The sequence below is a fragment of the Pseudomonas sp. MDT2-39-1 genome, assembly GCF_054898085.1.
Window position 1 is genome coordinate 777,557 of record NZ_CM142716.1, and the last position, 21,851, is coordinate 799,407.

Sequence of the window (21,851 nt, forward strand, 5' to 3'; positions counted from 1 at the left end):
GAGCCATGGCGATCAAACAATTATTAAAACGCACCAGTGGCTGGCTTTACCTCAACTCGCCGGTGGGGCGCACTCAACTGCAAGGCGCTGGCGTGATCCTGATGCTGCACCGGGTGCTGGCCAGCGACCAGGCCGCCGAGCTGCCCCACCGCAATGAACTGTGCGTCGGGCCGAAGGCGTTCGAACACTTGCTGGTGTGGCTGAAAAAACACTTCGACTGCGTGTCGTTGATGGACATCTTGCAACCCGGCACGGTGAGATCGGATCGCCCGAAGATCACCCTGACCTTCGACGACGGTTGGCGCGACAACGCTGTAAATGCCTTCGCCCTGCTGCAAAAATATCAGGTGCCGGCGAGCATTTTTCTCTCCACCGACTTCATCGGCAGCCGCCAGCGGTTCTGGTGGGAAAGCATCGGTGAAACCCTCTGGGGCAGCCACGGCGAACGGGCCCGGATGCAATTGATCGATTGCCTTAAACAGGTCGGTCGGCCATTGCCGGTGCCCTTCGACGCACTGGACGTGGAGCGTCGCAGCCTGGCCTTGCTGCACTTTCTGCACAGCCTGAAAACCCTCAGCCCTGCTGACCTGAATCGACTGACCGATGAGTGCCCGGACGAGTCATTGCCCCAGGCGCTGGACTGGCATCAGGTACGCGCGCTGGAAGCCTCGGGGCTCGTGCGGTTCGGCCCGCACGGCGCCAGCCATTCGATTCTCACCGGCCTTGATGATCAGCGTTTGCATGAGGAGCTGAGCCGCAGCAGCAATGCCTTGCAAAACAGCTGCAACTGGCCTCTGCCAGTCTACTGCTACCCCAACGGCGACAACGATGCGCGGGTGCGCGAACAAGTGGCCGACCATGATTTTCCGTTCGCCCTGGGCACAGGCACCGGGATTTATCGGGGCACGGAAGATCCCTTGAACTTGCCACGCTTCGGCGTCAGCCAACGGGTGGCGCGCAATCCGCAGCTGCTGTCCTGGCGCCTTTATCGCGGGGCACGCGCATGAGCCGCAGCCATTACCTCAAGCATCTGGCCCTGAGCATGGGCACCAAACTGGCAATGATCGGTTTGCGGCTGATGCGCAACGTGTTGCTCGCCCGAATCCTCGGGCCGAGCGAACGGGGCTTGTTTGCCCTGCTCAGCACCCTGCCTGACTTGATCAGCGCTGCCACCAGTGGCGGGCTGAACTCGGCGGTGGGTTTTCAGGCGGCCAAGCAGCGGCCCATGGGTTTGCTGCTGAGTCAGGTGCTGGTGTTCGGTTGCCTGCTGGCGGGTCTTTTGACCTTGCTGGTGGTCGCCCTGATGCGCGAGTTCGGCAACGAACTCGACATCACCACGCAATTGGGCCTCCTCGCCTGGCTGCTGCTGCTGGCGGTGCCATTGACCGTACTCAAGAGCGGACTGCTGACGTTGCACAATGCATCCGGCGGCGTGGTGGCATTCAATGCGTTGCGCCTGATGGAATCGCTGGTGCCACTGCTGTTGTTTCTCGCCTTGTTCTGGATGTGGAAAGACTCCGCGCTGGAAGCGGCGCTGATCAGTTGGCTGTCCGGCATCAGCCTGGTGGTGCTGGCGGGCTGGTTCTGGCTCAAACGCGATCAGCCGTTGAAATTGCAGTGGGACCGCGCCAGTCAGAATGAGCTGCTGCGCTACAGCGCCCGCAGCCATCCGGACCTGCTGTTCCAGCAAGTGATCCTGCGCTCCGATTACCTGTTCATCGGCGCCCTACTCGGCAGCACCGCGCTCGGTCATTACGCCATGGCCAGCGCCGCCGCCGAGTTGCTGCTGATCGTCCCGGAAGCCGTGACCACGCCGCTGATGAAACGCCTGCTGCAACAGGAAGAAGGCATCGACAAAGTCACGCCGCTGGCCTTGCGCCTGACCGCCACGGTGATGCTCGGCGCCTGCGTGACCATGGCCGTGATCGGCGAATGGCTGATCGTGACGCTGTTCGGCGTGGCCTATCAGCCGGCCTATCCCGCCTTGTTGGCGCTGCTGCCGGGTCTGCTGGGCCTGTGCTACGCGAGCATCCTGCGCCTGGACTTGCTGGGTAAAAACCGCCCCGGCACGATTTCGCTGTTGATGGGCCTCGGCGCCTTGCTCAATTTGGCGCTGAACCTGGTGTTGATTCCGGCTTACGGGATCGTCGGCGCGGCGGCGGCATCGTCCATCGCCTACGTCGCGGTAACCCTCGCATTGCTGGTGATGTACTGCCGGTTGAGCGGTGTGCCGGTCTGGCAAACCCTGATCATTCTGCCCAGCGATGTAGCGCCGATGCTGCAAATGCTGCAAAGGAAGTCGGCATGAAACGCCTGGCCCTGCTGTTGAGTCTGGGACTCTCGCTGAGCGCTCAGGCGGCGCCCATGCGTTGGGCCGACATTCGCGACGGCAGCCTGTACCTGCAACCGGATCGCCCCGACACCTTGACCATTCGCTGGGCACCGGCGTGGCAGGCGGACGCCAACGAAGAACGCCTGTACCTGCTCGATGGCCAAGGCAAACTTCAGGGCGAGCGCCTGATCGCTGCCAGTGAATCGCGCGGCAGTCAGAGCTGGCCGCTGGCGCCGAGTGCCTCCAGCTATCAACTGGAAATTCCGGGCTACAGCTTCCGTCGTTACAAGGTGGAGCACGACGACAGCACGGTGGCGCTCTTCGCCCCGGCCAAGGTGCATTTCAGCGCCGAAACCCGCAATGGCGATGAACTGTACTTCAAGGTGGCGCCGGGTGAACACGCGGTGCTGGCCGGCAAATTCCACGGTGGCGTCAGCGCCCTGCAAGCGCAGCGCGTGGGCGACGGCAAACAAGTAGCGCTGGCGCTGAAACCGTATCGCGGCTATTGGCAATTCGATAAGGTCGAGTTGCCCGTCGCCACCGAGCCACAGGTCTGGCGCCTGCGCCTGCAAGGCAGCGGCAAAGTGGCGTTCTGGCTCGACGGCACCGCCAACCTCTTCGCCCAGAACCCGCAGCAGCTCAAGCCCCTGCGCGAGGACGATGGCCAAGTCCGGTTGACGTTGCACAACAAAGAGCTGGGGCCGACCCCGAATCTCGGCATCGCCCTGCCCTACGTCAAGGTGCCGGAATCGAGTTATGCAGTGCTCGATGCACTCAAGCCACAGGCGGGGACTTATTACAGTTTCGTCGACATCACGGCGAAGAATCCGCACTACGAAGACGCTTTCCGCAAGTTGTATCAGGACCGCTTCGGCATTACCCAAGACATCACGTTATTGGCCGGGAGCCAGCGTCAGGCTGACCTGCGCGCCGACACCATGAGCAACGCCGGGCTCGACGCCTGGCTCGCGACCACTCGGGCTCTGGGTGGCAAAGGCACGCACTACATCGGTTTTGCCGACGAGCCGAACCTTAACTACCCGGACTACGCCAGCTACCAAAGCATCTTCAACAGCATGGCCCGGCAGGTGCGCAGCAATCCCGCCAACGCCAAGGCCGGCGTGCGCATTGCCATGCCCGCCAGTTCACGGCTGGTCAACGGCCCGTTTGCCGACAACGCCGCCGACAAGCGCGGCATCGATTGGGCCAAGCGTTTGCTGGCCGAATCCGGCGACAACATCGATGCCCTGGCCTGGCACGAATGGATGATTCGCGACCTGCTGGCGACACGGGTCTACCGTGACAGCGTGCGTCGCGCCGCCGACCTGGTCGGCCTCGACGCCCAGGGCCGGCCGCGCAAAGCCTTGCTGCTGGACCAGACCAACATGTCCAGCGGTTCCAGCCTCAGCCCTTACGATCAGGAAACCGACTTCGCGTCGTTGTGGTGGGCTTCGGTCGTTATCAACTCGTCCCAGGACGGCTTGCTGGAGATGCTGGGCTGGTTCCAGGCCGCCGACGAACCGAACTACCCCAAAGGCATGTTGCGCGTGCTCGGCGAGAATTCCTTCGAGCTCAAGCCTGTGGGCATGGCCCAGCAGTTCATCCGCGAGCATTGGCTGCGCGACGTGATGAGCCTGGAGAATGACGCTTTCGAGGTCGACGTTTTGGCCATGGGCGAGGACGTAAAACGCAGCCTGCTGGGGGTCAATAAAGGTGCGCGCTTGCAGCGTGTGGCCCTGACCGGGGCGCAGTGCCCGCTGGCCAACGGTTCATTGCGCTATTTCGGTGCCGACAACCGTGCCCGCGACGCGCCGTTCAATTGCCAGGACGGTCGCGTCAGCTTCGAGCTGCCAGGACGGACCCTGTTTACCCTTAGCTGGAGCACCTCATGAATTGCCACGAATTGAATAGCGACGCCGGTCATTGGCCGGGCCTCGCATTACTCCACTTACGGCCCGTGCCGTCAGGAGTCAATACCATGAGCGTTTTGCAGAAACTCAGCCGCCACATCAAACAAAAAGGCTTGCGCGCCACCCTCAGAAAAATCTGGAAGCACTACGTATTTTCCCTCGAAGAACTGTTATGGATGGAGCGCGACCTGGTCACCCCGGTTCCGCCGAATAAACTGCGGCCCTACCCGCCGCTGCGCCTGGAGACCATCACCGAGCAAAACGCGGTGGCGTTCACCCGTCACTTTGGCGATCGCGTGGAAACCATGGCCGAACTGGCCCGCGAGGGTCATACCGGGCACATGTACCTGGATGAAAACGGCGATACCGTGGCCTTCATCTGGGGCTGCGCGCGCAACTATCACGACCGTCATTACTACCGCTGCTGGTTCCCGGTGAAGGAAGGCGAGTTCTTTGAATTTGGCGGCGAGCAGATCCGCGCCTACTGGGGCACGCTGTTGTCGCTGGACCTTCAGTTGAACCTTTGGAAGGCCATGCAGGCAAAAGGCTGCAACACAGTGGTGGATGTCTGCGAGTTCCACAATGTCCCGGCCCTCAAGCTGCACATCCGCATGGGGTATCAGGAACAAGGGCGGATCATGAACGTCTACGAGCTGTTTGGCCGCTGGCGCTTCTTCCGCGAAACCCATTACAGCGGCTCACGCCTGGATGCCTTGCGCAAACCGGCGCGTGAACCTGCCCCGGCAGCGGTGACCTGACCCTATGGCAGCACGATTCGAATGGCGCACTTCACTGTGCGCCGCTGACTTCCCGGCAACGGCTTATGAAGCGTTGCGTCTGCGAGTGACGGACCACACGCCGTTCAACACCCTGGCCTGGATGCGCGCGTCCGAACAGACACTGACAACCGGGCAACGCTTGCACGTGTTGCTCGGCTGGCATGGCAAGGAGCTGGTCTTGTGCCTGCCGTTGGTGGCCTGCGTTGAACGTTTCGGCAGGCTGCCGTTTCGCGTGCTGCATCACCTTGGCTATCCCCTCGCCGACCGCCTCGCGCTCCTCGCAAAAACGGACTCGGAGAATATCCGCAAGGCACTGATCGAGATCCGTCGACAGCTGCCCCATGCCCTGCTGCAACTCAACGAGTTGTCGGAACCTGTTGGCGAAGAAAGCGCACTGACCGAGTGGATGACCCACAGTTCGACCGGTGAACGACGCCTCAGCTGTCGAGTGCCGGTGCATGTGATCAGCGACGCGGACCACCAGGAAGTCTCTGGCGACCCGCGCTACAAACTGCGCCGCGCACGCAAACGCATCGCGGCGTGTGGCGCCCAGGTTCGGCGGATCACGCCCGACGCGTCGACCATGGGCCCGTTGTTGCAGGCCATCAGTGAAGTCGAAGCGGTCAGTTGGAAAGGTGATGAAGGCGTCGGGATTTTCGCCGACGAACGCCACCGACAATGGATGGACCGTGCCTTCACCGCCCTCGCCGAACAGGGGCTGGTGCGGGTCGTGGTGTTGGAGCTGGACGGGCGCTGCATCAGCTACCGCCTCGGGTTGCTGGAGCAAGGTCGGCTGTACGATTACAACCTGGCGTTCCTGCCGCAATACGCCGATCTGGGCAGCGGTCGGGTGCTGCTCGATGAATGGATTCGCTGGGGGCTGGACGAACACTGGCGCTGGATCGATGCCTCGCGGGTGAGCCTGGAAAACTCCAACCATCAACTGCACGAACGCATGACCGGGCAACTGGAACACTGGCGCTGGAGTTTCTATTCCTGGCGCCCCAGCGGCCTTGCGTTGGGCCTGGCCCTGAGACTTTGGCAGTGGCTCAAACCCGTGCTGCAGAAACGGCGAGCCAAACGTGCAGCAGCGGCCGTTGCCGCCGCACCGGCCCCCGTCGCCGCGGTGGTTAAAACGGCGCCGCCAACCGACAACAACAGGGAGAGCGAACATGCCTCGCCAAGTCATAGTCAACGCTGACGATTTCGGTCTCAGCCCGTGCGAAAACGCGGTGATCCTCGGTGCGTTCCAGGCGGGGGTGATCAGTTCCGCCACGGCCATGGCCAATATGCCGGCCTTCGAAGCGGCGTGCGTCATGGCCCAGCACCCGTTACTCAAGGACCGGATCGGCCTGCATTTCAACCTCACCTACGGGCGCCCCTTGAGTCAGTCGATTCTGGGTCGATCGAACTTCTGCGACCGCAACGGGGTATTCGATCTCAACCTGCCCCGCCACCGCGTCTGGCTTAGCCGCCGGGACCGCGACGCGGTGCTGGAGGAACTCAAGGCCCAATGGCAACGCTGCGTGGACAACGGCGTACGGCCCAGCCACATCGATTCCCATCAGCACGTTCACAACATTTGGCCTATCGGTGAAATCGTCGCCCGCTTCGCCGCGAACCAAGGTGTGGCCGTGCGCCTTGCGCGCAATCTGGGGCAAAACCTGAGCCTGCCAAAGCGCGTATTCAAGACGATGCTCAATATTCGTTTGCAGAGTCTGGCCGGTGTGACCGCGGATTATGTGTGCACCCCGGTGGACCTGCGTAACGACGCCATGCCGACCGACGGTGTGCTGGAAATCATGGCCCATCCGACTCAGCTGGGGGCTGATTTCGGCGATGCCTATTTGCATTCAGAAGAGTCGCTGACCCTTGTGCTAGAGCGGCGTCTTCAAGGTGTTCCACGGGTTTCCTATGGGCGAACACCCATTTGGTGACAGGTGAAGCAGCGCTCGAATGAGTTACATAGGTTGCAACATATTCAAAGCCGGCGCTTTGGCATGAACCAGCAACCTTGATCTATACCCATCAAAAAAACGTTTCCACCCACACCGTGGCTTAGGCTAAGGAAAGCGTCATGAGCATCATCAAAAAGCTTCGCGAACGCATAAAACAAAAGGGCCTGAGCCGCACGTTCAACACGCTGTGGAAACGCTACGTGTTCTTCCACTGGGAGCTTTTATGGATGGAACGCGACCTGATAAGCCCGGTACCGCCGCACAAACTGCGTCCCTATTCGGGTGTGCGCCAGGTGACCATTACCCCGGAAAACGCCATCGCTTTCGCCAAGCATTTTGGCGACCGGGTCGAAACCATGGCCGAACTCGCGACCGAAGGCCACACCGGGCACATGTACGTTGACGATGACGGCCACGCTATCGGGTTTATCTGGGGCAGCGTGCGCGATTACCACGACCGCCACTATTACGGCTGCTGGTTCCCGGTCAAACCCGGAGAGTTCTTCGAGTTCGGCGGCGAAATGATCCGCGCCTATTTCGGCACCAGCCTGTCGGTGGATGTCCAGGTCGCCCTCTGGGACACGATGCGCGCCCAAGGCTGCCACAAGGTAGTGGACGTCTGCGAAACCCACAACATCCCGGCGTTGAAGCTGCACATCCGCATGGGCTATCACGAACAGGGTCGCGTCACCCACGTCTACGGCCTGTTCGGCCGCTGGCGCTTTCACCGCGAAACCCGCTACACAGGCTCGCGCCTGGACCCGCTGCGCAAACCGGGACGGCCGGTGGTGACGGCGGCGGCAAACGCCTGATTTCTGATAGAGAGACCGAGTTGCGGCCTTCGCGGGCAAGGCTCCTACAGGGGATCTCCAGCGCACACAGGATTTGTGTTCGACGACGATCAAATGTGGGAGCGGGCTTGCTCGCGAAGACGGTGGACAATTCAGCATTGATGCGACTGAAAAATTGCTTTCGCGGGCAAGCCTCGCTCCTACAGGGGATCTCCAGCGCACACGGGATTTGTGTCCGACGACAATCAAATGTGGGAGCGGGCTTGCTCGCGAAGACGGTGGACAATTCAGCATTGATGCGACTGAAAAATTGCTTTCGCGGGCAAGCCTCGCTCCTACAGGGGATCTCCAGCGCACACGGGATTTGTGTCCGACGACAATCAAATGTGGGAGCGGGCTTGCTCGCGAAGACGGTGGACAATTCAGCATTGATGCGACTGAAAAATTGCTTTCGCGAGCAAGCCCGCTCCCACAGTAGATCTCCAGCGCACACAGGATTTGTGTTCGACGACGATCAAATGTGGGAGCGGGCTTGCTCGCGATGGCGTCAGTGGGAGCGACACCTTTCTTAGCGCTTCACAACCACCAACGTAAAACACAACGGCAACTGCGCCGTCTGCTTCTCATAACGGTCATAGAGTTCCTCGCGGTTGGAATGCGGGTACTCCTTGAAGTGGCTGATCTGCAGCCCCGCCTCGAGGGCGCCGGTGACGATTGCGCCCAGGGTGTGGACGAACCAGTAGGACGGAGCGGCCGGCTGCTCGACTTTGCCTTCATAAACAATCGGCTGGTCCTGCACGAACGGCTCGCTGCGAAAGTAAGAGCTGTCCAGGCGATAAGGATCGGCAGCTTCGGGGTCGACCATTTCCAGGAATGGATGGGTTTCGTACACCACCAGCGCACCGCCGGGCTTGAGGGTCTGGGCGACATGGCGGAAGAATTCGCCGATGTCCGGCATCCAGTTCAATACGCCAATGGTGATCAGCGCCACGTCGAAGCGCTCATGAAGTTCAGCCGGCTGGTGATGAATGTCGGCCTCGACGAATTCGGGCTCATGCGGCGAGCGGGACGCCAGCTCTCGCGCCTGATCGAGAAACGCTTCGGACTGGTCGACGCCCACCACGCTGCGAGCCCCCAGCGCAAACAGCGAGATACTTTCCCGCCCGTTGTTGCAGCCCAGTTGCACCAAGTCCTTGCCATCGACGCCGACCTGCTCCAGCACACCGCGGAGTGTGTCGTCGATGCAGCAAAAATCGCGCTGACTGACCGCCTTCACCAGGGCTTGCCAATCGGGGGTGTCTTTGTGGTGTCGGGCGGAGTCGTTCCACGCATCGCGGTTGCTGGCGATGGCGTTTTCTTTGGTCGGCATTTCCATTGCGCACTCCAGAGTTCGGGGCTTTGTTGACCGGCACGAGTCTAGATCAGTGCTCTAAGAAACCCCATCGGGCGTTTGTTGGAATGTTGTAATCCGGGCATCGCGAACGCGTGCCCGTACGGCAGCTATAGTTAATGGCCTTGGGGAAGTGCGGGAAAACCGATTTCGCAGGTGTTGCCATGAAAACAACTGATTTGACGCTGCTGTTCGCCCTTAGCCTGACCACCATCACCGGCGCCCAGGCAGACGACACGCTGACACCCACCACCGATTACAGCAGCAACTTCAACTATTACGGGGCCGACCAGCCGTTCGCCCACCCGGTGCCGCCCTCCCTGAGCACGGTGCCGCCTCGGTCGTACAGCCCGACGGCCCCTCAGGATTTCATCCCGATTGCCAGCCAGCATGAGTTCTACGACTCAGTTTTGCCGACGGTCGCGGATGCCTCCGTTCGAGTATTCATCCGCTCCTACGATCCGGAACGCGGGGTCTACGTCAACGAAGAAGTCCTCGACCCCCGGTGCGTGCTCGAATGCCTTAGCCGTCAGGGGGCAACGTTGCAATAAGGCTCACCACTGGCGTTTGTCCGGGCGTGCCAGGCCGAGTTTCTCGATCCGGTAACGCAGCATGTCGCGGCTCAGGCCCAGCAGCCGTGCAGACTTGGTGACGTTCCAATCGGTCTTGTCGAGCATCTTGCGCACCATGTCGCGCTCGACTTCCGGCAGGTTCATCGAGTCGGTGCCGTTGTACACCGGACGCGGCTCGTGGTGCTGTGCTTCCTGCAGGATGATCGGGTCATCCACCAGGCTCAGGCACACGTTCAACTGATGGACCGCAATCGTATCGCTCTGAGCCAGCAGCACGGTTTGCTCAAGCATGTTGCGCAACTCACGCACGTTGCCCGGCCAGCTGTAGCTGAGCAGCAATTCTTCAGCCAGATCGCTGAAGTGCAGGTTCGGTTTGCCATAGCGTTTGCCGTGGATTGCCAGGAAGTGCCGGGCCAGCAGCAAGATGTCTGCGCCACGGGCATACAGGCGGGGAACCTTGATCGAAATAATGCGCAAACGGAAGAACAGGTCACGACGGAACTTGCCCTGTTGCACCATTTGTTCGAGGTTGCAGTTGGTCGCGCTGATCACCCGCAAATCGACCTTGCGCTCCTTCACCGAGCCGACCCGGCGGATGGTCCGGTCTTCCAGCAGCTTCAGCAACTTGGCTTGCAGCAGCAGATCCATTTCACCGATTTCGTCGAGAAACAGCGTACCGCCATCAGCCGCTTCCACCAGGCCAACACGACGGTCCTTGGCGTCGGTAAAGGCGCCCTTCTCGTGGCCGAACAGTTCCGACTCCACCAGATTGGACGGGATCGACGCGCAGTTGAATTCGATGAACGGACCTTTGCTGCGCGGACCGTCGAAGTGAAGCGCCCGTGCCACCAATTCCTTGCCGGTACCGGTCTCGCCTTCCACCAGCACCGGCGGCAGGTCGGTATTGGCCATGCGTCGCTCGGCGTCGAGCAATTGGGCGATGGTGTTTTTCAGGTATTGCATCGGAGCCGATTCGCCGATCAATGCCTGTACTCCTGACTTTTGCGCCTCGCGTTCCTGATAAAACGACAGCGTGCGCTCCATTCGATCAGTGGCCAGGGCCTTGTCCAGCAGCAGCTTGAGCTCCGGCAAGGCCACTGGTTTGGTGACGTAATGAAAAGCGCCCTCTTTCATCGCCACCACGGCGTCTTCGACGTTGCCGTAGCCGGTCATCATGATCACTTTCAGATCCGGCGCGCTGATGCGCAGCTTCTGGATCAGGTCGTGACCGCTCATGCCCGGCAGCGAGTTATCGGTCAACACTACATCAGGGGTGAACGTACCCAGTTTTTTCAACGCCTCTTCAGCCGAGTGGCAGACCGTCACCTCGAAGTCTTTGCGCTCCAGGTAGGTCTGAATATTCTCGGCCAGGAGTTCATCATCCTCGACCAGCAGTATGCTGTGCTCCATATTCCCCTCCCGTTGCCACTTTGAAATTGAGACAGACGCGGGTTCCTTCCTGCTCCTGGCTGGTCAGTTCGACCGAGCCGTCAAAACGCTCCATTATTCGTTTGACGAGGGCCAGGCCAACGCCCAACCCTCCTTGTTTGGTGGTGAAAAACGGCTTGAAGACCATCTGTTGCTGCTGCTTGGTCATGCCTTTGCCGGTATCACTCAAGGTCATCCGCACCTGTCCGGATCGGGGCTGTTCAATCTCGATACTGAGCGTGCCGCCCTTGGGCATGGCCTCCAGGGCGTTGGCAAACAGGCTATTAAGAATTTGCGTGAGCAGCACCTGTTGGCTAACGACCGGTGGACAGGTTTGCGGTGTGAAGCGCACTTCCACGTTCGAGCGTTTGATCAGTGCGTCGAAAGCACTCAGGGTGTCATCGATGGCCAGCACCAGGTCCACCGTTTCGGAGTCGTCGTTCATGGGCCGCAACGACACCAGCAACTCGCGGACCCAGCGCGACATGCGATCGACCTGGTTGATGATGTCGCCGATGTTCTTTTGTGCATTCTGGCTGGCGATTTCCTGGGCCAGTTCGGCGCTGGAGCGAATGTTCGCCAGCGGATTGCGCAGGCTGTGGGCGACCGCCGAGGACATTTCACCCAGGGCGACAAAGGTCTCGTTAGTGATCAGTTGTTTCTGCTGGCTCTGCAGCAACATGGACGCGCGCCGCACAATCCAGAACAACCCAAGGTAGATGACCAGACCACCGACCAGGGTCGCCAGCCAGATTGCCCTGAAGCCACGCTGAATGCGCTCTACCAGATCCACCGGCTCCTTGTAGATCTCGACCATGGCGATGACTTTGCTTTTGTCGGCATTGAACATCGGGATGTAGTTTTCGATGAACAGGTGCTCGGGCTCACGCAGCAGTTTCTGCTCTGGACGCTCGTCGTCGATCTCGTGGTAACTGGTGGACACCGCTTCCTTCATTTCAAAGGATTCATCGAGTTCATCATCGTCCTCGATGCGCACACCGATCAGCTGCGGGTTGGTCGACCAGACCACGGTGCGATCCAGGGCATACACGTTGGCTAACAGAATGTCCGGCAGATGCTCCACATGATCGAGAAACTCGCCGCGCGAAGACGCACGGGTTGTCGGAAGGACGTCGGGATAAGCGTTGTCATCGCGCGGGTCGAGCATTTCACCCATGGTTCTGACCGGATTGATCGAGGCATGGCGGATTTCCGCATCGCCGATGGCCTGAACGAATTGCGCGGTGAGCATGGAGTCGCGTTCGATGCTTTCGGTGACCACAAAACGCGTGGAAATGTAGCCGAGCCCCGCCGCCACGGCGGCAATGATGAAAAAGCTGACGAAGGAAAACCAGCGCAATAGATTGAACTGTCCGCCCCGGCACGGCTTCCGTGCTGCCGGTGTGTCCGGCGCAGGAATTTTTTGTTGTTCCAGCGTCTGCATGAGAGTGTCCTGGAGACTTGCATCAAGCCTTTTCAGCCGCGTCAGCGATCAGTGTAGGTGGCATTGATCGTGGTTGACGGCTCCACTGATAGTATTTCGCCGCTATTGCACCTGCGCCGCTTGCAGCGGTTGTTGACGATCGGTTTCTTCCTGCAAAAATCCCATAATTGACTGCGCCGCGTTCTCGTCCAGACGCAGGTTGGGCATCGGGATTCTGTCGAAACGTTCAAACAGCTCCACCGCGATCGGGTCCTTTTCAGCGAGCATGCGGTCCGGTTCACGAATCCAGCGGCTGAGCCAGGCCGGGGCGCGCTGGCGAGTCACGCCGATCAGGTCTGGGCCGATGCTGCGCAGACCGATGCCCTGCCCGTCCAGCGGCCCCAAGCTGTGGCACGACGCGCAACGGGTGCGAAACAGTTCTTCACCATTGCTCGGCGGGCGAATCTCGGGCGCATCGGCGTAACTTTCTCCAACGCTGGGCTTCTTCCAGTTCTGTAAGGTGTTGGCCAACTGATCGGCTAGGATCCACGGATTCTCGAACGGCGAGGCTTTCATCCAGCGGCCCGTGGACTGGTTGCCGACGATCAGGCTCAGGTTGTGGTCTTTGCTGCGTCCGTTGTCGACGCCTTCGATGAACAGCCCGAGTTTTTTGCGCAGATCGGTGACGTCTTCGAATTCGCCGGTCAGAAACTTCCAGCCCGGCCCGACCTTGAAGCGTTGTGCGTAGGCCTTCAGCACCTCGGGCGTGTCGCTGAGTGGGTCGATGCTGACGGAGTAGAAGAAAATGTCCTGGCCGACCCGGTCGCCCAGCAACGTTTGCACCTGACGCAGGCGCGCGGTTTCCAGCGGGCAGGAGTCGCTGCACGAAGTAAATATGAAATTGATCACCACCACTTTGTCCTTGATCAAGTCATCGAAGAACCGCACCTGCCGACCGTCCTGATCGGTCAGCAGAGTGTTGGGGAAGTAATCGCCGCCCCAGGGTGTCGCCGATTCCGTTGGCGCCAGTACCCCTTCGCGAGCGAGCAGCACCAGACTGGCCAACAGGCAAGTGACCAGGACCAGAATCAGGTGCATGCCCAAGGCGCGGGAGCGCGGCGTATGCGCTGGTGTGTCGGCTCCCCTGCGTTTCATTTTTTCACCGCCACTTGTGGGCCGAAGGTCAGCTCCGGTTGACGCATAAAGGCGTCGAGTTTTTCCGGGCCGAATTCTTCAAACAGCACCCGCTGCCGAGTGAACGGCTGAGCGCCAAACAACGGGCTCGGCTTGGCGTTGGTGGGGTAATTGAAACGGGTCTTCAGAGTCGCTGTGCCCGGCGTCATAGTGAGCAGGACGCTCAGAGGCGTTATCAGGCTGAACCATTGGAAGGAATGCCGCGCTTTTCTGTCCATCACCAGCCGCCTCGAAGTCGTGAAGGAGGTAGTGGTGGTTTTGCAAGGACCTCGCCAGATCTGTAACAGATTTGTACAAGAGCAATAACACAAGCAAAACAATGGCTTATCAACACCAATGCGCCCTGATCGGAGAAACGACTGGGGCCTGGCACCCGCTAACGGGGAAAGTTCATACCCATTGTCAGGGAATCCGTTTGAACGACAGACAGACGCTAGTGCCCTCACCTTCACGACTGCCCAGAGTCACCGCTCCGCCAAAACGCTCCATGATCCGCTTCACCAGCACCAGCCCGACGCCCAGCCCACCCTGCTTGGTGGTGAAGAAAGGCCGGAACGCCATGCTGCGCTGTTCTTCGTTCATGCCTTTGCCGGTGTCGCTTACGACGACGCAGATTCCTCGGGTATCGGTCGGCTCCAGGGTGATGGTCAGCGTGCCGCCCCTGTCCATCGCTTCGACGGCATTGGCCAGCAAACTGTTGAGGATCTGCGTGAGCTGCACCTGCTGACTCAACACCATCGGCGTCTCCTTCGGCTCGAACACCACCTGCACCTCGGCCTTGGCAATCTGATGCTCGAAAGCCATGAGGCTGTCATGCAACGCCGCCACCAGATTCACCGGCTCGGCTTCATCGTTGAGCGGGCGTAACGACTGCAGCAATTCCCTGACCCACTTCGACATGCGGTCCACCTGACCAATGATGTCGTTGATGTTCTTGTGGGCCGGGCCACTGTCGAACTCCAGCGCCAGCTCGGCGCTGGAGCGAATGGTCGCCAACGGATTACGCAGGCTATGGGCAACCGCCGATGACATCTCCCCGAGCGCGACAAAGGTTTCATTGGTGATCAGTTGTTTTTGTTGGGTCTCCAGGAGGATCGCCGCTCGCCGCACGATCCAGTACAGACCCAGGTAGATCAGTCCGCCGCCCAGGGCCGTGGCCAGCCAGATCAGGACCAGGCCGCGCTCCATGCGGTCGATCAGGTCTTTGGGTTCCTTGTAAATCTCGACCATCGCCGTGACGGTATCGCCATCGGCATCGAACAGCGGAATGTAGTTCTCAATGAAGATGTAGTCCGGCGGCGTGACGAACTTCTGCTCCATGCGGCTTTTGTCGACGCTGTGATAACTGGCCGACACCGGCATCCTGGAAGAAAAGGCCTGGTCGAGGTCATCGTCGGCATGGATCGTGGTGCCCATCAGTGCCGGGTTGGTGGACCAGATCACCATGCGGTCAGGGGCATAAATGTTGGCCAGGATCACGTCGGGCAAGTGCTCGATATGGTCGAGGAACTCACCACGGGCACTGGCCCTGGCCAGTGGGTCGACTTCGGGAAAGTCTTTGTCTTTGCGCGGGTCCAGCAGTTCGCCCATGGTCCGCACGTTAGGGATCGAGACATGCCGAACCTCGGCCGAGGCAATCGCTTGAACGAACTGGGACGTGAGCAACGCATCGCGCTGCACACTTTCGGTAATCACAAAGCGCGTGGACACCGCGCCCAGCGCGACCGCCACCGAGCCGATCACCGCCATGCTGATGAGCGAGAACCAGCGCAGCAGATTGAACGGCTGTTTGCGCGAGCTCAAGCGGACATCGCCCTCTTCTTTCTGGAGGGTTGTGGACTGACTGGTCATGGATGTTGTTCCCGGAAACTCCCTATAGGGTTATAGCCCACTGTCTGGTGTTTGCCCGACTTCGGGGTTTGTCCCCCACCCTTTTTGGGTCGCATTTCGGAACAGGCTGGCATCGTGTGCAATACGGTCGCAGCACACGCAAAAGAAATCACCCCGATCAGTCATAAACCGATGGGGGCGAATAAATTGACGTGGTGGTGGTGTGCAATCTCACTCGTGGCGAGGGAGCTTGCTCCCGCTGGGCTGCGCAGCAGCCCTAAAAAAGGCACTGCTTCACAGCCCAACATCAGTTACCCACTCACCACAACAAACGACATCTACTTGTTGGGCAGATCAATCTTATCCAACACCCGATTCGCGGTGATCTCCGCCATCATGATGCTGTTGGAAATACCCAGCAGCGCGTAGCGCGACTCACCCTCCAGATGATCCACCAACTGGTGCACCATCACATCGACCGAGGCCAGTATTTCAACCAGATAAACCGCCAGGGTTTCGGCCGTAGCCTCTGGGTCCACAGAAAACAGGGTACTGCGTGTTCGCGCGGTGGCTTTGATGTCGGCATTCGACGGGAAGTGAAAGTCGAGCGCCCGCTCGGCGGCCTCATTGAGCTTCTTTGAATCGGGTTCGTACGGAGAGGCCGGATCGGTGTCCGGCGGATTGGGCGTTACTTTGAACATATGCTAGATCCATGTGTGGAGCGCCACCCCTCTTGCGACTAAACGTAAGGGGAGGCAGCTGTACGCAGGTTAGTCGACCGGGGATCTAGCAAACCGGCGCGCCCGAAGACGCCCTACGCACAGCTACCATCGAGCGCAGGCATGGAAAATGACTGACTGATAGAGGATGTGCACACTAGAACCGCGGGCGACTAAACCCGATCACTGAAGGGCAGTGACGGGTATCAAGTTACCGAGCGGCCCCAAGGCGCACAAGCCGGGGGATTCTGGCGCAGCCGTAGGCAACGGCGCAAGGTTTTGTAGCTTTCAGGACGTAACCGTGCGAGCAGTTAAACAACCGCTCTCCAGAGATGTTTAAAACGCTGACACGCAGCTTCTACTCCCAATAGTGAAATGGGCGGGCTACGTACAAGGCTAAGCGGTATGACAACTATAAATTGATCTTCCAAACGAATCACGTGCCCATGGTTCGGACGCCGACGGCGGAAGCTTGATAAGGGGTAGGTCAATAGGCCCGGCCAGATCCTACAAGTCAGCGCCGCCGATTTGGCCGCCTCCATCACCACCTACGCGCCCGAGGGCTCGGCGCTCGTTGGCAGCAACAAACCGCATGCGGCGATGATGCAGTTCGGTGGGAAACACTATGGCGCGACATTCAGGCTCGACCTTACATGCCCATGGAGGCTACAGGCCCACTGCAACCCGAAACAGAGCAAGCCATAGTCGGTCAACCTCTATTGCCACGAAGCATCGAGCAACCGATGACTCGGCGGGTAGGCGGACACAAGTCCAGAGGACACAATCGTCTTCCGGGCAACGGCATATTAAGCACCCGTCAAGGGCAAAGGGTTCTTGCCGTAAAACTGGACAACCCATGGGTCAGGTTGCTTGCTCCCTGCAGAGCCACCCATAGGCCCAAAAAAGTGGATCACAGGCATAGGTTCTGTAGCTTTCAAGACTTAACCTTGAGGACCTCTAAGGAAACTCTGAAAAAGACTTCCAGATTTGGTGAAATAGCCACCACACACGAACAGAACGGTTGAGCCCCGATGAAACAGATGTCCTTCGCCGAGGCCGAATACGCTGGTAAACGTAAGCAGACCCGCCGCAGCGCTTCCTGATTGAGATGGGGCTTGATTGCCTTGATCGAACCGCATTATCCGAAGGGCGACGGTGGTCGTCCGGCGTATCCGATGATGGCGATGTTGCGGGTCCATCTGATGCAGAACTGGTTCGGCTACAGCGATCCGGCGATGGAGGAATCGCTCTATGAAACGACGATTCTGCGTCAGTTCGCGGGCTTGAGTCTGGATCGCCTTCCCGATGAAACCACGATCCTCAACTTTCGCCGCTTGTTGGAAAAACATGAGTTGGCGGGTGGGATTTTGCAGGTCATCAATGGCTATCTGGGCGACCGTGGCCTGCTGTTGCGTCACGGCACGGTGGTCGATGCGACGATCATTCACGCGCCGAGTTCGACCAAGAACAAAGATGGCAAACGCGATCCCGAAATGCACCAAACCAAGAAAGGGAATCAGTATTTTTTTGGTATGAAAGCGCACATCGGCGTCGATGCTGAATCCGGCCTGGTGCATAGCCTGGTGGGCACAGCGGCCAATGTGGCGGACGTGACGCAGGTCGATCAGTGGCTGCACGGCGAGGAAACCTACGTGTGTGGCGACGCCGGTTACACCGGCGTGGACAAACGTCTCGAGCATCAGGATCGCAAGATGATCTGGTCGATTGCGGCCCGGCCAAGCCGCTATAAAAAGCACGCAAAAAAGAGTCTGATCGGACGCATGCGACGCAAGATCGAATACGCGAAAGCGCAGGTGCGGGCCAAGGTTGAGCATCCGTTTCGAAAGATCAAGCGCCAGTTTGGTTATACGAAAGTGCGTTTCCGTGGATTAGCAAAAAACATCGTCCAGCAGGCGACATTATTTGCCTTGTCGAATCTGTGGATGGTTCGAAAACGGCTGATGGGTATGGGTGAACTGCGCCTGTAATGCGGACTAATTACCCTGGAAAGGTTCGACATTGGAAATAATCATGAATTAAGAGCAAAGAGAGGCCTGATTTACCGACAAACTTGGTTTTTTGAGCCTCAGGCAACGAGGGCATCAAAAGCTGGTGGGTATTTCAGACCTTCCTTAAGATGCGAAAATTAATTTTTTGGGGGGAGGAGCGCAGCCAATACAGTACTTATTTTGTTTTTAGCAGTTTGAAGTGGCAATTATATCTAATTGCTATAAAAAACTGTCAGAAATTACAGGTGTGTATTATAGGTTGTCGCCATATAGTTGCTCTGTGGGTATGTTGAATAGTGGCTGTATTCACTGCTTGCTGTGGTTGAAGTGGTTAATGCCTTTATAAATGGAAATTGAGGGTTATGTGATGAACGAAAATACAAGCGTACTGAAGAAAGAGTATCTATACAAATTTACTAACAGCGCTGGTGTAAAGTGCACTGGTGTTTTTGATAAATTGGAAAATATTCAGGTAAATGGACAGAACCAGGTTGTGGTGGTGTTCAAGAATAGAGCTAATTTGTCGCGCGAAGCTTATCTTGCCTCTGACATACAAGATGATGTTGAAGAGTATGGGGTGTATATTGCTGGGACGGGAGGGCCGGTTGGCACTGGGCTTAGAGTAAGATATCGGCGCTAAGCCAATGAGAGTTCTGCTTTAGGTAAACGTGCTCTTAAATTGATCTAAGGAAGGTCTGAAGTAGTCAGCGATTTTTGATGTCCTCACTACTTGAGGCTCAAAAAATCATAAGTCGGCGAAAATCAGACCTTTTATTGTCCTTAATCTACGGTTCTTTCCTCTAATTGCACTGTTTCAGGACAATTGGCCGGCATTACAGATGCACCTCGCCCATACCTATCAACCGTTTTCGCACCATCCACAAGCTCGACAAAGCGAACAACGTTGTCTGCTGCGAGATGTTTTTAGACAAGCCACGAAACCGCACTTTCGTATAACCAAACTGGCGCTTGATCACGCGAAACGGATGCTCAACCTTGGCCCGCACCTTCGCTTTCGCGTATTCGATCTTGCGTCGCATGCGCCCGATCAGACTCTTTTTTGCGTGTTTTTTATAGCGGCTTGGCCGGGCCGCAATCGACCAGATCATCTTGCGATCCTGATGCTCGAGACGTTTGTCCACGCCGGTGTAACCGGCGTCGCCACACACGTAGGTTTCCTCACTGTGCAGCAACTGATCGAATTGCGTCACGTCCGCCACATTGGCCGCCGTACCCACCAGGTTATGCACCAGGCCGGATTCTGCATCGACGCCGATGTGCGCTTTCATACCAAAAAAGTACTGATTCCCTTTCTTGGTTTGGTGCATTTCGGGATCGCGTTTCCTGTCCTTGTTCTTGGTCGAACTCGGCGCGTGAATGATCGTCGCATCGACCACCGTGCCGTGACGCAACAACAGGCCACGATCGCCCAGATAGCTATTGATGACCTGCAAAATTCCGCCTGCCAACTCATGCTTTTCCAACAAGCGGCGGAAGTTGAGGATCGTGGTTTCATCGGGAATCCGATCCAGATTCAAGCCCGCGAACTGGCGCAGAATCGTCGTTTCATAGAGTGATTCTTCCATCGCCGGATCGCTGTAGCCGAACCAGTTCTGCATCAGATGAACCCGCAACATCGCCATCAGTGGGTAAGCCGGACGACCACCGTCGCCCTTCGAATAATGCGGTTCGATCAAGGCAATCAAGCCCTTCCAGGGCACGACCTGATCCATCTCAATCAGGAAGCGCTCGCGGCGGGTCTGTTTACGTTTGCCGGCGTACTCGGCATTGGCGAAGGACATCTGTTTCATCGTGACTCAACCGTCGTGTTCGTGTCAGGCGGGTATTTCACCAGATTTGGAAGCCTTCTTCAGAGTTTCCCTAGAAAACCTCCATCGGGTCACCTTCTACGCTCAATGTCGAAAGTTTGCCCGACTTCGGGATTTGTCCCCCCCACCGATTCCCCACATACCCCACTGCCCCCATCCACCCCCAATGCTGGGGACAGTCGCCCGCTCGCGCCCTTGGCGCCGCGAAATCGTTTGCGCGCTACACGCCCTCGCTGCGGGCCTCTGCCGGCCGTTTCCAAAGATTGGTATGGAAGTTGCCAAAGCCACTGTCGACTGACCCATCCCTACGGGGCAGGTACTTCGATAGAGGGAATACTCATGCACCCTTTACTGTCCAAAACGGCGGCCGCTCTGGTCGTCAGCGCTTTAGCCCAAAGTGTTGCCCAGGCAGCGCTGTTTGCCGTAGACCCCGGTCCCTATGTGCCAGCCAACGGCTCGTTCGCCGCCTGGTATCAGGACAGCCATGGCCGAACCCTCGATCTGTGCCTGTCCAAGGCAGTCAGCTCCCGGGTTGCCAGTACACCCGGCGCCCCGGCCTACATGTGCCTGTTGGGCGCGACCCCCGGGGTTTTCGACGACGCGCAGCCCATCGTTTTCCCGAGCAACTTTCCCGATGAGTCGTTCTGGTTCATCGGTGACGGCTCAATCGTCGATGCCGCACGGGGCATCGACCTGACGTATGTCAGCGCCGTGGAAGCCGCCTTCGCCGCTGAAGAACCGGTAGAAGGCGACCAGGTCAGTTTTGGCCGCATCCGTATTCGGGTGGACGTGCCTACCGCCGGCGTCTACACCATCACCCACCCCTACGGCGTCGACATCTTTGACGTTCCCGCCGGAGGGACTCGCGCCATCAACATGACCCGCGACATCGGCATCGGCACGCCGAAAACCTACGACGGCGCACTCAAGAGTGACATCGGCCCGTTCCTGCGCAGCGTCAACGGCCCCTACACCGAGACCAACCCGGTCACCGGGTCGGCCGAGCGATTCGTTGGCGATCCGAACCTGGAAGAAGCCTTCACCGGCAGCCCTTTCAATACCAACTACATCCGCATCGAAGGGCCTAACGGTCTGGACTTGCGCACAACGGTCATGGCCATTTCCGGCAAGTTGTCGACCGTGGTCCGGCCAACCCCGATGATCACCGAGCGCAGCACGTACTCGCGCAAGGCCGGTGAAAGCGCACCGGTGGCGCAGCAGGATGTGTTCGTCATGGCCCCGCCGCCACCGGCCACCGTGACCCTGGACAGCAACAGCCCGGCGCTGAACCTGACCGAGGCTGATACCTCCGGCCGCTGGTACGCCCAGTCCTCAACCAACCCGACGTTGCCAAGCAGCCTGGTGGTAACCGCCGACAACCACCTGGCCATTCCCACCAGCACGCCGACCACGTTGTCGATGCCACTGACGGACCTGGTGGTGATCCAGACCGCCCAGTACAGCTTGAGCACCGCGCAAATCACGGTAGTGGCTTCGACCAGCGATGAAACCTCGCCGCCGGTACTCACCGCCACCACCGGCACCGGTGTCGCCATCGGCGCCCTGAGTGGCGATGGCGCAGTGAAATCCCTGGCGACCGGCATCTCGCCGATTCCACCGGCCAAGGTTCGAGTGACGTCATCCAATGGCGGCAGCGATATCGAAGAAGTGGTCATCGTGCAATGAA

General features: G+C 58.8%; 18 protein-coding genes and 2 pseudogenes. 12 read left to right on the forward strand and 8 right to left on the reverse strand.

Annotated features, from left to right (window positions below; all coding sequences use genetic code 11):
- Nucleotides 1-5 precede the first annotated feature (5 nt).
- The 7 genes from ACYZTM_RS03945 to ACYZTM_RS03975 all read left to right on the forward strand — a co-directional run bounded on the left by ACYZTM_RS03945 (nucleotide 6) and on the right by ACYZTM_RS03975 (nucleotide 7,791).
- A complete protein-coding gene (locus tag ACYZTM_RS03945) occupies nucleotides 6-1,007 on the forward strand; it encodes a polysaccharide deacetylase family protein (RefSeq protein WP_461987181.1) in 1,002 nt (333 codons plus the stop codon).
- Nucleotides 1,004-2,308 carry a lipopolysaccharide biosynthesis protein gene (locus ACYZTM_RS03950; protein WP_131062625.1) on the forward strand — a complete coding sequence of 435 codons (1,305 nt, stop codon included), beginning with the start codon at nucleotides 1,004-1,006 and terminating at the stop codon, nucleotides 2,306-2,308. Before ACYZTM_RS03945 ends, ACYZTM_RS03950 begins: the two co-directional genes overlap by 4 nt.
- Complete coding sequence (locus tag ACYZTM_RS03955; RefSeq protein ID WP_461987183.1) at nucleotides 2,305-4,224, forward strand: hypothetical protein; 1,920 nt, start codon at nucleotides 2,305-2,307, stop codon at nucleotides 4,222-4,224. The genes ACYZTM_RS03950 and ACYZTM_RS03955 overlap by 4 nt, the downstream gene beginning before the upstream one ends.
- A gap of 86 nt (nucleotides 4,225-4,310) precedes the next feature.
- Complete coding sequence (locus tag ACYZTM_RS03960) at nucleotides 4,311-5,000, forward strand: GNAT family N-acetyltransferase (protein WP_131062623.1); 690 nt, start codon at nucleotides 4,311-4,313, stop codon at nucleotides 4,998-5,000.
- Between the two features lie 4 nt (nucleotides 5,001-5,004).
- On the forward strand, nucleotides 5,005-6,222 hold the full coding sequence (locus ACYZTM_RS03965) for a GNAT family N-acetyltransferase (RefSeq protein WP_461987185.1): 1,218 nt from the start codon (nucleotides 5,005-5,007) through the stop codon (nucleotides 6,220-6,222).
- Entirely contained in the window at nucleotides 6,194-6,958 is a 765-nt protein-coding gene (locus tag ACYZTM_RS03970) for a ChbG/HpnK family deacetylase (RefSeq protein WP_461987187.1), read from the forward strand. The genes ACYZTM_RS03965 and ACYZTM_RS03970 overlap by 29 nt, the downstream gene beginning before the upstream one ends.
- A gap of 140 nt (nucleotides 6,959-7,098) precedes the next feature.
- Nucleotides 7,099-7,791 carry a GNAT family protein gene (locus ACYZTM_RS03975; RefSeq protein ID WP_131062620.1) on the forward strand — a complete coding sequence of 231 codons (693 nt, stop codon included), beginning with the start codon at nucleotides 7,099-7,101 and terminating at the stop codon, nucleotides 7,789-7,791.
- A 547-nt stretch (nucleotides 7,792-8,338) separates the two neighbouring features.
- Here the strand turns inward: ACYZTM_RS03975 and ACYZTM_RS03980 are convergent.
- Nucleotides 8,339-9,145, reverse strand: a complete 807-nt coding sequence (locus ACYZTM_RS03980; RefSeq protein WP_461987190.1) for a class I SAM-dependent methyltransferase — start codon at nucleotides 9,143-9,145, stop codon at nucleotides 8,339-8,341.
- A 179-nt stretch (nucleotides 9,146-9,324) separates the two neighbouring features.
- Here ACYZTM_RS03980 and ACYZTM_RS03985 point away from each other — a divergent pair, with 179 nt between their 5' ends.
- A complete protein-coding gene (locus ACYZTM_RS03985; protein WP_131062618.1) occupies nucleotides 9,325-9,711 on the forward strand; it encodes a hypothetical protein in 387 nt (128 codons plus the stop codon).
- A gap of 3 nt (nucleotides 9,712-9,714) precedes the next feature.
- Here the strand turns inward: ACYZTM_RS03985 and ACYZTM_RS03990 are convergent, their stop codons facing one another.
- From ACYZTM_RS03990 to ACYZTM_RS04015, 6 genes and pseudogenes are all read right to left on the reverse strand, one after another.
- The gene (locus tag ACYZTM_RS03990; RefSeq protein ID WP_131062617.1) at nucleotides 9,715-11,142 is read right to left on the reverse strand and encodes a sigma-54-dependent transcriptional regulator; all 1,428 of its coding nucleotides are present in this window, start codon (nucleotides 11,140-11,142) and stop codon (nucleotides 9,715-9,717) included.
- Nucleotides 11,111-12,604, reverse strand: coding sequence for a sensor histidine kinase (locus ACYZTM_RS03995; RefSeq protein ID WP_131062616.1), 1,494 nt, complete (start codon nucleotides 12,602-12,604; stop codon nucleotides 11,111-11,113). Before ACYZTM_RS03995 ends, ACYZTM_RS03990 begins: the two co-directional genes overlap by 32 nt.
- Before the next feature lie 102 nt (nucleotides 12,605-12,706).
- A complete protein-coding gene (locus ACYZTM_RS04000; protein ID WP_461987193.1) occupies nucleotides 12,707-13,738 on the reverse strand; it encodes an SCO family protein in 1,032 nt (343 codons plus the stop codon).
- 23 nt (nucleotides 13,739-13,761) lie between these two features.
- A pseudogene (locus ACYZTM_RS04005) lies at nucleotides 13,762-13,995 on the reverse strand (hypothetical protein); the annotation flags it as partial.
- Between the two features lie 184 nt (nucleotides 13,996-14,179).
- Nucleotides 14,180-15,628, reverse strand: coding sequence for an ATP-binding protein (locus ACYZTM_RS04010; protein WP_461987195.1), 1,449 nt, complete (start codon nucleotides 15,626-15,628; stop codon nucleotides 14,180-14,182).
- A 317-nt stretch (nucleotides 15,629-15,945) separates the two neighbouring features.
- Nucleotides 15,946-16,308 carry a DUF6124 family protein gene (locus tag ACYZTM_RS04015; RefSeq protein WP_461987197.1) on the reverse strand — a complete coding sequence of 121 codons (363 nt, stop codon included), beginning with the start codon at nucleotides 16,306-16,308 and terminating at the stop codon, nucleotides 15,946-15,948.
- 546 nt (nucleotides 16,309-16,854) lie between these two features.
- Here ACYZTM_RS04015 and ACYZTM_RS04020 point away from each other — a divergent pair.
- The 3 genes and pseudogenes from ACYZTM_RS04020 (at nucleotide 16,855) to ACYZTM_RS04030 (ending at nucleotide 18,975) form a co-directional block, all read left to right on the forward strand.
- Entirely contained in the window at nucleotides 16,855-17,031 is a 177-nt protein-coding gene (locus ACYZTM_RS04020) for a hypothetical protein (protein WP_461987199.1), read from the forward strand.
- Nucleotides 17,032-17,357: 326 nt separating this feature from the next.
- A pseudogene (locus tag ACYZTM_RS04025) lies at nucleotides 17,358-18,314 on the forward strand (IS5 family transposase).
- A 388-nt stretch (nucleotides 18,315-18,702) separates the two neighbouring features.
- Nucleotides 18,703-18,975, forward strand: coding sequence for a hypothetical protein (locus ACYZTM_RS04030; RefSeq protein ID WP_461987201.1), 273 nt, complete (start codon nucleotides 18,703-18,705; stop codon nucleotides 18,973-18,975).
- A gap of 193 nt (nucleotides 18,976-19,168) precedes the next feature.
- Here the strand turns inward: ACYZTM_RS04030 and ACYZTM_RS04035 are convergent, their stop codons facing one another.
- Nucleotides 19,169-20,146: an IS5 family transposase gene (locus tag ACYZTM_RS04035; RefSeq protein WP_461987203.1), complete on the reverse strand. Its 978-nt coding sequence runs from the start codon at nucleotides 20,144-20,146 to the stop codon at nucleotides 19,169-19,171.
- 357 nt (nucleotides 20,147-20,503) lie between these two features.
- On the opposite strand from ACYZTM_RS04035, the gene ACYZTM_RS04040 reads away from it, so the two are divergent.
- Entirely contained in the window at nucleotides 20,504-21,850 is a 1,347-nt protein-coding gene (locus ACYZTM_RS04040; RefSeq protein ID WP_131063487.1) for a hypothetical protein, read from the forward strand.
- Nucleotide 21,851 lies beyond the last annotated feature (1 nt).